This is a genomic window from uncultured Campylobacter sp., from assembly GCF_937981295.1.
GTDB lineage: Bacteria > Campylobacterota > Campylobacteria > Campylobacterales > Campylobacteraceae > Campylobacter_B.
The window spans coordinates 68,256-81,480 of the sequence record NZ_CALJPC010000059.1; the positions used below are offsets into that span (position 1 = coordinate 68,256).

Annotated in this window: 9 protein-coding genes; 5 read left to right on the forward strand and 4 right to left on the reverse strand. The window is 44.1% G+C overall.

Translation table 11 applies throughout. The features are described from left to right. Positions 1-173: 173 nt before the first annotated feature. The 3 genes from Q0135_RS04675 (at position 174) to Q0135_RS04685 (ending at position 6,644) form a co-directional block, all read left to right on the forward strand. On the forward strand, positions 174-959 hold the full coding sequence (locus tag Q0135_RS04675) for a tetratricopeptide repeat protein (protein ID WP_297988679.1): 786 nt from the start codon (positions 174-176) through the stop codon (positions 957-959). 113 nt (positions 960-1,072) lie between these two features. Beyond that, complete coding sequence (locus tag Q0135_RS04680) at positions 1,073-3,154, forward strand: RNA degradosome polyphosphate kinase (RefSeq protein ID WP_297988682.1); 2,082 nt, start codon at positions 1,073-1,075, stop codon at positions 3,152-3,154. Between the two features lie 499 nt (positions 3,155-3,653). Beyond that, positions 3,654-6,644: a TonB-dependent hemoglobin/transferrin/lactoferrin family receptor gene (locus Q0135_RS04685; protein ID WP_297988685.1), complete on the forward strand. Its 2,991-nt coding sequence runs from the start codon at positions 3,654-3,656 to the stop codon at positions 6,642-6,644. Positions 6,645-7,211: 567 nt separating this feature from the next. On the opposite strand, the gene ppa is transcribed toward Q0135_RS04685, so the two are convergent. The 4 genes from ppa to aspS all read right to left on the reverse strand — a co-directional run bounded on the left by ppa (position 7,212) and on the right by aspS (position 10,697). Next, positions 7,212-7,730 carry an inorganic diphosphatase gene (gene ppa / locus Q0135_RS04690; RefSeq protein ID WP_297896257.1) on the reverse strand — a complete coding sequence of 173 codons (519 nt, stop codon included), beginning with the start codon at positions 7,728-7,730 and terminating at the stop codon, positions 7,212-7,214. A 10-nt stretch (positions 7,731-7,740) separates the two neighbouring features. Continuing rightward, complete coding sequence (locus tag Q0135_RS04695) at positions 7,741-8,097, reverse strand: YgiW/YdeI family stress tolerance OB fold protein (protein WP_297988687.1); 357 nt, start codon at positions 8,095-8,097, stop codon at positions 7,741-7,743. Between the two features lie 267 nt (positions 8,098-8,364). Next, the gene (locus Q0135_RS04700; RefSeq protein ID WP_297944626.1) at positions 8,365-8,946 is read right to left on the reverse strand and encodes an adenylate kinase; all 582 of its coding nucleotides are present in this window, start codon (positions 8,944-8,946) and stop codon (positions 8,365-8,367) included. Further along, on the reverse strand, positions 8,943-10,697 hold the full coding sequence (gene aspS / locus Q0135_RS04705) for an aspartate--tRNA ligase (protein ID WP_297988689.1): 1,755 nt from the start codon (positions 10,695-10,697) through the stop codon (positions 8,943-8,945). The genes Q0135_RS04700 and aspS overlap by 4 nt, the downstream gene beginning before the upstream one ends. An 83-nt stretch (positions 10,698-10,780) precedes the next feature. Between aspS and Q0135_RS04710 the strand changes: the two genes are divergently transcribed. Beyond that, positions 10,781-11,656, forward strand: coding sequence for an NAD(+) kinase (locus Q0135_RS04710; RefSeq protein ID WP_297988691.1), 876 nt, complete (start codon positions 10,781-10,783; stop codon positions 11,654-11,656). Then, a complete protein-coding gene (locus Q0135_RS04715) occupies positions 11,650-13,173 on the forward strand; it encodes an AAA family ATPase (RefSeq protein ID WP_297988694.1) in 1,524 nt (507 codons plus the stop codon). Before Q0135_RS04710 ends, Q0135_RS04715 begins: the two co-directional genes overlap by 7 nt. Positions 13,174-13,225: the final 52 nt, after the last annotated feature.

The window sequence follows — 13,225 nt, forward strand, 5'->3', positions numbered from 1 at the left end:
CAAATCCAAAAAGGGGCAAAGAGCGATAATGAAAGAATTTTATCCCGCAATTTTGGCGCTTTTGATCTTAATGATGCCGGTCACGGCAGAGCGCAATCAAAGTGTAGCCGCTAGCAAAAGATAAAATTTACGTCGCTTTCTGATTTAAATTTATATCGTATGTAGGAGCTAACATGAAAGCGCTATTTTTTATACTCGTATCGGCTCTGTTTTTGAAAGCCGCGAGCGTAAGCGAAATTTATTCTCTAGGGGCGCCTGCGTGCGATACTTACGATTTAAATTTTAAGAAATGCAGTAGCGGCGACGGCAAAGCATGCTATTTGGCGGCTTTAATTCTAAATAATAAATCTTGCGCACAAAAAAACGACGATTTGGCATTAGAATTTTTTGAAAAATCATGTAGTTTGGGATATGCCAAGGGTTGCATTTTTATGGGGCGAGCGTATTCGCTTACGTCTTTGGATAAAAAACACGCGAAAATCAAGACATATTACGAAAGAGCTTGCGAGCTAGACGCGAAATTTTGTGATGACTACGGGCTTTTATATTTTTATGGTGAAGGCGTAAAAAAAGACGAGCTTGCGGCAAAAGAGTATTTTAAAAAATCCTGCGATGCGGAAAATCCTGCAGGATGCGGGCACTTTGCCACATCTTTAAACAGAGAGAATGAGAATATAAATGAGGTTATGAAATTTTATGAAATCGGCTGCAACGGAGAGCATTACCCTTCGTGCTACGCTTACGGACTGCTGTTGTGGGCTAAAGTAGATAAAAATAAAGGCAAAAATTTTTGCAAGAAGGCTTGCGACAGGGGTAATGTAAAGGAGGCGTGCAAATGGGTGCTTGATATGAGCGAGGAGGAGGAAGAGCAAATTTTATATTTAAGGCAGTATTTGGAACTGGGCTGCAAAGGCGGCGACACGCAAATGTGCAAGGATTTAGGAAAAATAGGGAATTAGGGCAGAATTTTAAATACTAAATTGCCCCACTTGCAAGCTCATGAAATTCGGACTTTAAAATTTAATCTTAATTGGGCTATAATCTTAGAATTAATATTCAAAAAGGAGTTTTTATGCAAACACAGAGTAATTTTATAAACCGCGAGCTAAGCTGGCTACGCTTCAATACTCGCGTGCTGGAACAATGCAAAAAGGATATCCCGCTAATTGAAAAATTAAAATTCCTAGCGATTTACAGCACGAATTTAGACGAATTTTATATGATCCGCGTGGCGGGCTTGAAGCAGCTTTTTACCGCCGGCGTTATAACCAGCGGAGATGACGAGATGACGCCTCTTGAGCAGCTGCGCGCGATCCGCTCCTATCTAAGAAACGAACAAACCGAGCTTGAGCAGCAGTATTTCGGCATCCAAAAGGAGCTTTGCAAAAACGGGCTTTTTATCAAAAGCTACGACGAGTTGCAGCCCGAGCTAAAGCCGGTGGCGGACGAGTTTTTCTTCTCGCAGATAATGCCAGTAATCGTCCCGATCGCAGTGGATGCGACCCATCCTTTCCCGCATCTAAACAATCTCAGCTTCTCCCTTGCGGTCAAGCTCTGCGATGAGGGCGCGCCCGAGTCGGTACATTTTGGAATGATTAGAATTCCGCGCGTGATCCCGCGCTTCGTGCAGGTGGCGCAAAACACCTACGTGCCGATCGGCACTATCGTAAAGCGCCACGCGGAGGAGATTTTCCCGGGCTACAAGCTTCTTAGCTCCGCAGCTTTCCGCGTCACGCGAAACGCGGATATCGTGATCGAAGAGGAGGAAGCGGACGATTTTATGATGATCCTAGAAGCGGGGCTTAAATTGCGCCGCAAAGGGGCTTTCGTACGGCTTCAGATCGAAAAAGATGCCGATGCCGAGCTTTTAGAATTTCTAAATTCTCATCTTAAAATTTTTTACAAAGATATATATGAATGCGCCGTGCCGCTTACGCTGGACGGGCTTTGGGAGATCGCTTCTAATAAGGATTTTTCCTTTCTAGCCCATCCTCAATACTTGCCAAAGACGCTGCCCCCCTTTAACGAAAACACCTCCGTTATGAGCGCGATGGAGAAGGAGGATATCCTGCTGATCCATCCTTACGAGAGCTTTGATCCCGTCCAAAAGCTCATCAAAGAGGCCGCCAAAGATCCAAAGGTCATCTCGATCCGCATGACGCTGTATCGCGTGGAGAAAAACTCCCCGATCGTCCAGAGCCTGATCGAGGCCGCAAGCGACGGCAAGCAGGTAACGGTGATGGTTGAGCTTAAGGCGAGGTTTGATGAGGAAAATAACCTGCACTGGGCGAAGGCGCTTGAAGACGCGGGCGCGCACGTGATCTACGGCATCACGGGCTTTAAAGTCCACGCCAAGGTAACTCAGATCATCAAAAAAGAGGACGGCAAGCTAAAATTTTATATCCACCTAGGCACGGGCAACTACAACGGCTCAAGCGCTAAAATTTACACCGACGTGAGCTTTTTTACCTGCGGCGACCGCTTCGATAAGGACACGACGAATTTCTTCCACATCCTCTCGGGCTACAACAAAAACCGCAAGCTTGACAACCTCGCTATGTCGCCGATGCAGATCAAAGAGCGACTCTTAGCGATGATAAAAAACGAGGAGAAGAAAGGCTCTGCCGGCAGGATCATCGCTAAGATGAACGCTCTTGTCGACGGCGATATGATCAAGGCGCTGTATAAAGCAAGCGCCGCGGGCGTAAAGATCGATCTCATCGTGCGCGGCATCTGCTGCTTGCGCCCGGCGCTTAAGGGCGTTAGCGAAAATATCCGCGTGATCTCGATCGTCGGCAAATACCTGGAGCACGCTAGAATTTTTTATTTCGCGCACGCGCAGCCCAGCCTATATATCGCGAGCGCGGATTGGATGCCGCGAAATTTAGAGCGTAGGCTGGAGCTGATGAGCCCGATTTACAACGAAAATCTGCAAAACAAGCTAAAAGAAATTTTAAAGCTTCAGCTAAGTGACAACGAGCTTGCATTCGAGCTGCAAAGCAGCGGCGAGTACCGAAAGATCGCACCGAAAAAGGGCGAAGATAAGATCAATGATCAGGAATTTTTAGAAGCTTATTTTAGTAAAATTTATAAAAATATCCGCAAACACGACGAAAGCGGCACGGTGCTAACCAAGCTTTTGAAGGAGAGCTAGGCGCGGCCTCGGTGTTCTGCTAGGGCTAGCCTCGCACTAAGCCCTCGCGCAAACCGAGCTTGTAAATGCTAAATGAGGAATTTTGCGCCGCAAACGCGCAATAAATTTACGGAAATTCGAAATTTTATAAATTTTGCAGGACGTAGCTTCGTAAAAATGCCGGTCCGCATGATGCCCAAAGTACTACGTGCGTAGATAAAATTCCGCTTGCTTATGATAAAATTTTGAAATTTCTCAAGTTAAAATTTCAAAATTTATTTACCCCGTCATCGTTTAGTATTTCATGAAAAACTTTAAAATTTAAAGTAAAAATTTCTGTTTTTAAAAAACGCAAATTTAGGAGATAAAGGCGTAAGGCTGGGATTTCTTTAAATTAAATTAAGCGCTATAATTACAAATGATAAATAAATTCTTTTTAATTTAAATTTAAAGAATTTTTCACTAATATACTGCTATTTTTAATAACGCCTATGAGAAATAGTATTATAAAAGGATTAAAATGAGCTTATTTAGGTTTTCTATTGCAGCGGCGGGAGCGCTTTGTTTATGCGCGGCCACTTTAGCTGCACAGGATGATAGCGAAGGTGGCTCCCAAAATTTAGGGCAGATCAATGTTACGGGAAACGTAGAAAGCGACCCGCTTACCAAAAAAGTCGGCGAAACTAAAAAGAGCGCCAAGCAACTCGCCAAAGAGCAAGTTAGCGATAGTAGAGATATGGTTCGTCACGAAACCGGCGTTTCAGTTGTCGAAAGCGGAAGATTCGGTGCTAGTGGCTACTCGATCCGTGGAGTAGATGAAAATCGTGTAGATATAAGTATTGATGGGCTTCGTCAGGCAGAGACGTTAAGCTCGCAAGGTTTTAAAGATCTCTTTGAAGGATATGGAAACTTTAATAACACTAGAAACGGCGTTGAGGTTGAAAACGTAAGACAGGTAGATATCACTAAAGGTGCAGATTCGGTAAAAAGAGGCTCGGGCGCGCTAGGTGGCTCAGTAGCGTTTGAGACAAAGGATGCGAGAGATTATCTAACGGAGAAGGATTGGTATTACGGATTTAAGCGCGGGTATCAAAGCGCCGATAGACAAAACTGGCAAAGCCACGCAGCTGCAGTTCGGTTTAAATGGTTTGATCTCTTGGCTATTCACACCGATAGAGAAGGACATGAACTAAAAAACTGGGGTTATAAAGACTATGACCCAACCGTCATCAGAAAAGTTAGAGAAAAGCCTGATCCTTATAGAATTTACAAAAAAAGCACATTGGTAAAATTTGGCTTTCAGCCTACCGATACCGATAGATTTAGCTTAGGATACGATAAGTCTAATATAAAATCAGAGGGAACAGACTGGTCGAATCAATTTGCTCTTTACAATACGCAAACCCCTTGGGGAGCATTGACTAATGATATACGACACACTAACGATAGAAGCGAAAGAAAGAATTACTCGTTTTCTTACGAAAATTTCGATGAAACGCCTTTATGGGATAGCTTAAAATTTAGCTATAACAAGCAACATATTAAGTTAAAAGCGAGAACGGATGAGTATTGCGAAGGCGATAACTGCGCAGGTATTTCAAATCCGTCCGGTCTACATATAAACGAAAACGGAAAAATGGTAGATAAATACGGAGGAGAAGTAAAGACATGGCTAAAGTGGGGATTTATGCCTACATTAGTAGACAGTCAATTTGATTTTTCAGATCCGGATAATCCAAAAAATGAACCTCATATATTAAATACGGACGCATATAGTAGTTATAAACCCAATGATGATGCCTATATCAATTGTGATGAATATGATTGTTCTAAAGGTATGACTCTTTTTGATACAAATAGCGGCACATATAAAACATATTCCATAAACAAAATAACTACACCTTATAGTAAAGGCAATTACGGCAAATTATCACCAGTTGGTTCGGATGAGGTACTTTTACCTAACCAAAACGGATACGTAGAAAATAACTGGAAGGATAGAGATTTAAATACCGATACTAAGCAGTTTAATCTCGATCTTACAAAAGATTTTCAGATAAAAAGCACAGAACACTCTCTAAGCTATGGCGGACTCTATAGCAAAAGCGATAAAAGTATGATAAATAAAGCGGGTTATTCTCCTCAAAATAAGCAATGGTGGGCTAAATATTTTGCCGGAGTTAGAAATACGAATCATGATTTTCCGATCTTAGGCACTTGGTATCCAGAAAAATGCCAATCATACACCAACGCTTCTTCTTATAATAATTCTTGCGGTCACGAAGATGATCCTTTTAGCTTCCTTATTCCGGTTGAGACCAAAACCGGGGCGCTTTATGTGGGAGATGACTTTCGTATAAACGATGTTTTAGCCTTTGATCTTAATTATAGGTATGATAAGGTTAAACACAATCCATCATATACCCCAGGCGTTACGCCAAAAATTCCAACTGATCTATTTATCGGAATGTTTGTTCCTTATACTCCACTTCCCGGTACGCCGTCTAGTGATGAGATAAAGGCGCATAAGGATGCAAATGCAGAAGCCAACGCCGTATATTTAGCTTCTCAGAAGAGAAAATATTCGGCAAATTCATATTCTTTATCTACAAGCATCGATCCACTTGATTTTTTCAGGCTTCAGCTTAAATATGCAAACGGATTTAGGGCGCCTACTTCGGATGAAATTTACTTCACTTTCCAGCATCCGGATTTTTCGATATATCCGAATTTGGATTTGAAAAAAGAAACGGCAAAGACTAAAGAGATTGCCTTTACGTTTCATAATTCGCCAAGCTTCGTTACATTGAATTTATTCCAAACGGATTATAGGAATTTTATAGATTTACAATATAAGGGGGAATTCCAGCTTCCTTACGGAAACGGCGGAAGTACAATGCCTACCTCTGTGTATCAAAACGTAAATCGTCCAAAAGCAAGAGTAAGAGGAATAGAGATAGATTCGAGACTGGCTTTGGATCAAATTTGGCAGCCATTGCAGGGTTTTAGCATTGGATACAAGCTAAGTATCCAAAAGGGTAGAATGGACATAGGTAATGGCAAAATAGATACTCCGATGAATGCGATCCAGCCTAGAACGGCGGTTTATAGTGTAAGCTACCAAAGCCCAGGCGATAAATTCGGCGCAGATCTATTTGTAACTGCGGTAGCTGCAAAAAAAGGAGACGACACCTATAATATGTATTGGTATGAGCAAGCGCGAAGCGGCAAAATCGTAAATGGCAAACCTGTAAGCAATAGCGAAGTGGAATGGAGAAGCGGTGGATATACGACGATAGACTTCGTAACATATGTAAAGCCGATAAAATATCTGACGCTTCGTGCAGGCGTATATAATATAACCGATCGTAAATATATCACTTGGGAAAGCGCCAGGTCAATAAGGCCTTTTGGAACTAGCAATCTGATAGATCAAGAAACAGGGCTTGGCATCAATCGCTTTTACTCGCCGGGTAGGAACTATAAACTCACGTGGGAGATGCAGTTTTAAATTTAATCAAGTGTTTGACGTCTTATTAAAACAAAAGCCTTTGGAATCAAAATTTATAGATTTATTACTAAATTTAAAAAGATGGCGATAGTAAATCATTTGGCATCATTTAGATTTCCGAATTTTATGTAGCGTGTAAATTTCAAATTTTATGTGACGCGGCAGACCAAAGGCTCCTGTCTGTGATGACATCAGCTTTGTAATTTTGCAATGACGCCCACGGTCTCTTTCAAAATAAAGATAGAGAATTTTGAAATTTTAACTGCGGTCTCTATGAAGCATTTTAGTTCGCAGAATTTCTCCACCGTTAGCGCGTAAATCTTCGATCCTCGTCATGCTATTTTGCGCAATGTAGTTTTAAAATCTTTATTTAATAACCCAAGACTGCTTAGCTCAACTGCCGAAAAACAAGCGAAAAAACCAAGCACAGGCTTCAGGTAAAATTTGCGCGGAATTAAAGATATTTTAAAATTTGAAAATTTATAGAATTAAAATTTAAAGATAAATTTGACCGAGCGGATCGGTCAAATTTTGATTAAATTTTAGCGCCGAATGCGCAAAAAAGGATTATTTATAAGCCTTGATCGCTTTGTCTAGAATTTTCTCCGCTTCCGCGGCGCTTGCGAAATCCTTCACTTTGACCCATTTATTCGGCTCTAAAAGCTTGTAGGTTTCGAAGAAATTTTTGATCTTATCCAGCGTCGCTTTAGGCAGATCGGAGATAGATTTAATGCCCTCATATCGCGGATCGATCTTGCTAACCGGCACGGCAAGCAGCTTCTCGTCCATGCCGCTTTCGTCCTCCATCATCAAAACGCCGATTAAGCGGCACGGGATCACGCTGCCTGCGGCAAGCGGGTATTCGTTTAGCACCAAAACATCCGCGGGATCGCCGTCGTCCGCTAGGGTGTTCGGCACGAAGCCGTAGTTTGCGGGATAAAACATCGCGCCGTATAGTACGCGATCTACGCAGAGCGCGCCGCTTGCTTTGTCGATCTCGTATTTGATATTCGAGCCGTAAGGGATCTCGATCACTGCGTTGATTTTATCGGGGTTTGAGCCCACTTTTATCTTTGAAAGATCCATAGTTTTTCCTTTATTTAGAATTTAAAATTTTGATATTTTTCACGTCTATCGTCGTTTTTGTAAAATCTTTGTCGATCTCGCCGCTAATTCGCACGAGCGTATTTTCATCCACGCTCACGCCGCGCCAAACGTCATCATCGATCTCAACCTCGATGCTATCGCCGTTTTGATCTACAAATCTATAATGTTCGCGTCTGAGTTGAGATTTTATCCTGCCGTCGATTACAACAAAAGAATCATCTCTTAATTTAAGCGCTTCTTTGACGCTTGACGGTTGAGTTTGCGCCGCGGAGCCGCTTGGGACAAACCCGCCAGCGCCGAATGCAGCCGCACATAAAGCCATACTAATTAAAAATTTTCTAACCATATCTATCCTTAAATTTTAATCTCTGCGTCCGCAAGCAGATCTGAAATTTCATCAATTTAAGAGCTGCTTGCATTTGACGATCGCATTTAAATTTACACAGCGAGCCGCTTAAATTTACGCTTAAAATTTGACTATAGCGCGACAGCGGGCTATAAATTTAAAAATGCGCTCGCACAGAGGCGCGTTAAATTTAAGCGCGATCTGTACCGCTTGCGGTATGAAAAAGAAGCCAAAGGCACTTAAAATTCAAGCCGCCATCCAAGCGCGCTAGCCTAATTTTTCGATCTGCGCGGCGATTATAGCGTTTATGTCCGCTACGATCTCCTCGACCGTGCGCTCGCCGTTTACGCTGTAAAATACGCCCGCGTCGCCGTAAAATTTACGGATATCCTCGATCGGCTCTGAAAATACCGCCATGCGGTTTTTAAAGACTTCCTTGTTATCGTCCGCCCCGCGAGCGCGCCCCAAAACGCGCTGCTCGGCGACCTCCTCGCTAACGCATACCTCGATTACCGCGCTAAGATTTACATCATCGTCTCCTCGCAGCACCTCGTCTAGCTTATTCATCTGTTCTACGCTTCTTGGATAGCCGTCGATGATGATGAAGTCTTTAGGTGAGCTTTTAATCGCGCTAACGATAGCATTTACGACGATATCAAGCGGCACGAGATTGCCTTTAGAAATGAAGCCATCTATCTGCCTGCCCAGAGCGCTGCCGCTTGCTACCTCGGCGCGTAGCAGATCGCCCGTGGAATAGTGCTCGATGCTTTGATTCATCTGAGCGATCATGCTCGCATCGGTCGTTTTGCCGCTGCCCGGAGCGCCGATGATTAGAAAAAGGCTTTTCATTTTTGCTCCTTCTTGTGAAGCCTAAGACCTAGCTCGCGAAGCTGCTCGTCTGTAACGACGCTAGGGGCTTTGGTAAGCGGGCACTGCGCGCGCTGCGTTTTAGGAAACGCGATAACCTCGCGAATACTGCTTGAGCCGGTAACCAGCATCATCAGCCTATCAAAGCCGATCGCGATACCTCCGTGCGGAGGCGCGCCGAAGCTTAGCGCATCGAGCAGGAAGCCAAATTTCTCTCTCTGCTCTGCAGGCTCGATCTTAAGTAGCCTAAAGACCTTTTCTTGAATGTCCGCCTTGTGGATCCTGATGCTGCCGCCGCCAAGTTCGATGCCGTTTAGCACGACGTCGTAGGCAATCGAGGTAATATCCTCTAAATCTGGCTCGTCGGGATTGTTCGGCATCGTAAAAGGATGGTGCATCGCGGAGTAGCTGCCGTCGTCGTTTTGCTCAAACATAGGGAAATTTACGACCCACAAAAACTCAAGCCTGTTCGGATCTATGAGACCAAGCTCGTTTGCGAGGAAAATTCTAAATCTGCCCATATAATCAAGCACGATTTTCTTTTTGCCCGCGCCGAAAAACACGACGTCGCCGACTTTAAGCTCGCAGCGCTTAATGAGTTCGTCCAGCTCGCTTTTTTCAAAGAATTTTATCAGCGGCCCCTTTAGACCGTCTTCTTTTACTTGAATAAACGCAAGGCCTTGCGCGCCGAATTTTTTCACGTATTCCTCAAAGCCTTGCATCTGGCGCTTACTAAATTTCAGATCGCCGCCCTCGACTTTGAGCGCTTTAACGCGGTTAGCCTTGCGGTCTTTGGCTAAATTTGAAAAAATTTCGTTGCTCGATTTTTCAAAAATATCGGCTACGTCGATGAAAGGCATATCGTAGCGCAGATCGGGTTTGTCGCTGCCGTAAAGCTCCATCGCGTCTTTATACTCCATATGTCTAAAAGGGGTGACGATCTCGCGACCGCAGGATTTGAAAATATCCTTTAAAACCTCCTCGGCTACGCGCATTACGTCGTATTGGGTATTGAAGCTCATCTCAATATCGATCTGCGTAAATTCCGGCTGGCGGTCGGCGCGCAGGTCCTCATCGCGGAAGCAACGCGCGATCTGGAAGTATTTATCAAAGCCCGAGCACATCAAAAGCTGCTTGAAAAGTTGCGGACTTTGCGGAAGCGCGTAGAAGCTGCCCGGATAGACGCGGCTAGGCACCAGATAGTCCCTAGCGCCCTCAGGCGTCGCGCGCGTTAAGATCGGCGTTTCGACCTCTACAAAGCCGAGCCTATCGAGCGCATTTCGCGCGGCGATCGCGGCCTTGGAGCGCATCTTAAATTTATCGAAGCTTCCGTCGGCGCGCAGATCCAAAAAGCGGTATTTCAGCTTCGTTTCTTCGTTGACGCTTTTATCGCCGATTACGAAAGGAAGCGGCTTGCTTGGATTTTCGATCTGCAGATCCTCTACTACGACTTCGATGTCGCCCGTTTTTAAATTTGGATTTTCCAGCCCTTCGCCGCGAGCTCGGATCTTGCCGACGGCTTTTAGGACGAATTCGTTTCGTACTTCGTTTGCAATTTCATACGCTTTTTTGCTATCTTTGGGATCGCACACGAGCTGAAGCAGACCGCTTCGGTCACGCAAATCTATAAAAATAACGCCGCCGTGGTCGCGGTAAGAATTTACCCAGCCGCACACGGTTACACTTTTGCCGATATCGTTTTTACTCAAATCGGCGCAATAATGACTTCGCAAATTTACTCCTTTAAAATTATTTGTAAAACGCAAGTATAGTTAAATTTTGCTTTTACAAAGCTAATTTTTTATAAAATAAAACTATGGAAAACAAAATTCATAAAAACCTTAAATTCGCGGGGCTAATAGTCAAAAAATCAGAAGAGATTCGCCCCGTCGTGGAGCAAATTTGCGAAATTTTAAAAGCGCAAGGTATTGAGCTTTTGCTTGAAGAGGACGGAGCAGAATTTTTCGGCCTTAAGCCGCATACGCTTGCAGAAATTTTAAAAAAGACCAATTTTTTAATCAGTCTCGGCGGAGACGGCACGCTTATCGGACTTGCGAGGCTGCTAAGCGACAAAAACGCCTTTATTTTGGGTATCAACGCGGGCACTCTCGGGTTTTTAACGGACGTACAGCCGAGCGAATTCGCAAAATTTTTAAAGGAATTTTTGCGTGGCGAATACGAGATCGAGCGCCCGTTTTTACTCGAAGTGATACTGGAAAACGGCGGCGGCAAGATCGTCCGCAAGACCGCATTTAACGACGTCGTAATCACCCGCAGCCGCATCTCTTCAATGGCGAAGATTGACGCATTTTTAAATAGAAAATATTTCAACACCTACTACGGCGACGGCGTGATCGTAAGCTCCGCCGTGGGCTCAACCGCGTATAATATGAGCGCGAACGGATCTATCGTCTATCCGCTGTGCGACGTGTTTTGCGTCACGCCGATCTGCTCGCATAGCCTGACGCAGCGGCCTTTGATCCTGCCAAAAGAATATCTCGCGAGCTTCAAAAACGCCGGAAGCTCCGAAGTTAGCGTCGTCATCGACGGACAAGACGTTTTTGATATGGCGGAATTTCACAGCGTAAGCGTTAAAATTTCACACGCCAAGGTAAATTTAATAAAACGCAGAAGCTACGATTATTTCGACGTTTTAAAAGCCAAACTCAGATGGGGGCACGGCGGATGCTAGAAAGAATTTATATTAAAAATAATCTAGGTTTTTGCGAGAGCGAGCTTAGTTTTGGCCCGGGACTTAGCGTATTTACAGGTATCAGCGGCGCGGGTAAATCGGTATTAATAGGCGCGATTTTAGCGGTGTTTGGGCTTAAAGAATGCGAGGCAGAGCTCATAGAAGCGGACGTAGAGCATCAATTTGATATGGAAAATTTCGGCTTGATAAACGATACACCAAATACCTTTCGCGTTCTAAAAGAGCGTAGCTTGCGATACTTTATAAATTCTCAATCGGTCTCGAAAAAAAATCTAAGCACGATCGCCGGCGAATACGTGAAATTTTTAGGCGCGAAAAACGCCGGCGAAATGAGTAGCGGCAGCTTGCTAAAATTACTTGATTTTATCGCCGCGAAAAAAGATGCGGCGCACGCTCAAAGCCTATCGGAGCTTCAAAGCGCTTTTGTGGAATTTAGCCGCACAAAAAAGCAGCTGGATGAAATTTTGGATCAAGAGCGCAAGATCGAGGAGTTAAAGGAATTCGCTCGCTTCGAGATTGAAAAAATCGAGCGTGTATCGCCTAAGATCGGTGAATATGAGGAGCTTTTGCAGATCAAAAAAAAGCTTAGTAAAAAAGATAAGATCGAGGAACTTTGGGCTAAGGCGCAGGGTGTTTTTGAGCTAGAACGCAGCGTCATCGAAGCGCTAAGTCTTAGCGGGCTGGATAGCGCATTTTTTGAGGATGCAATGAACGAGCTGCGGCTAAAGCAAGAAAGCTTGAATTTAGACGAGCTCGAAAATATCGACATAGAGAAAATTTTAGATCGCATCGAAGCTCTTAGCGCGCTAAATAGGCGCTACGGAAGCGTAGAGGAGGCGCTAGCTACGCTTGAAGCGCGCAAGAAGGAGCTTGAGCATTACGAGCAGTTAAGCTTTGAAAAAACCAAGTTGCAAGCGGAATTTAAACGCCTTAGTGAAAGCACCGCTACCCTTGCCGAAAAAATCAGCGAGGCTCGCAAGGGCACTAAAAAACGGCTCGAGGATCTGATAAATTCCTATCTAAAGCAGCTTTATATGGACGGAGTGGAGCTTAGTTTTAAGCCTACGGCGCTTAGTGAGTGCGGCACAGACGAAATTTGCGTCAGCTTGTGCAAGACGGAATTTAAAAATTTAAGCTCGGGCGAAACGAACCGCCTACGCCTTGCTTTCATCGCGGCAAGCTTGGAGCTTACAAATAACGGCGAGGGAATTTTAATCTTAGACGAGATTGATTCAAATTTAAGCGGAAAAGAGGCGATGAGTATCGCAAACGTGCTGGTAAAAATTTCAAAATTTTATCAAATTTTTGCGATCTCGCACCAGCCGCAGCTTAGCTCAAAGGCTGCGTCACACTTTTTAGTAAGTAAAACGAACGGCAAATCTAGCGTGAGGTTATTAAGCGAAAATGAGAAAATAACAGAGCTAGCTCGTATGATAAGCGGCGAGACTATTACTGCAGAAGCCCTGGAATTCGCTAAAAAACTAAGGCAAAGCTGAAGGAATTTTAAGCTTAAGTTTAAATCTGAAATTTTTTGCTACAATACCGCGT

Bases quoted from the DNA above. Each gene is read 5' to 3' on its own strand.
- Q0135_RS04680 (WP_297988682.1), top strand. From the start codon at position 1,073: ATGCAAACACAGAGTAATTTTATAAACCGCGAGCTAAGCTGGCTACGC.
- Q0135_RS04700 (WP_297944626.1), bottom strand. From the start codon at position 8,946: ATGAAAAGCCTTTTTCTAATCATCGGCGCTCCGGGCAGCGGCAAAACG.
- ppa (WP_297896257.1), bottom strand. From the start codon at position 7,730: ATGGATCTTTCAAAGATAAAAGTGGGCTCAAACCCCGATAAAATCAAC.
- Q0135_RS04715 (WP_297988694.1), top strand. From the start codon at position 11,650: ATGCTAGAAAGAATTTATATTAAAAATAATCTAGGTTTTTGCGAGAGC.
- Q0135_RS04710 (WP_297988691.1), top strand. From the start codon at position 10,781: ATGGAAAACAAAATTCATAAAAACCTTAAATTCGCGGGGCTAATAGTC.
- Q0135_RS04685 (WP_297988685.1), top strand. From the start codon at position 3,654: ATGAGCTTATTTAGGTTTTCTATTGCAGCGGCGGGAGCGCTTTGTTTA.
- Q0135_RS04675 (WP_297988679.1), top strand. From the start codon at position 174: ATGAAAGCGCTATTTTTTATACTCGTATCGGCTCTGTTTTTGAAAGCC.
- Q0135_RS04695 (WP_297988687.1), bottom strand. From the start codon at position 8,097: ATGGTTAGAAAATTTTTAATTAGTATGGCTTTATGTGCGGCTGCATTC.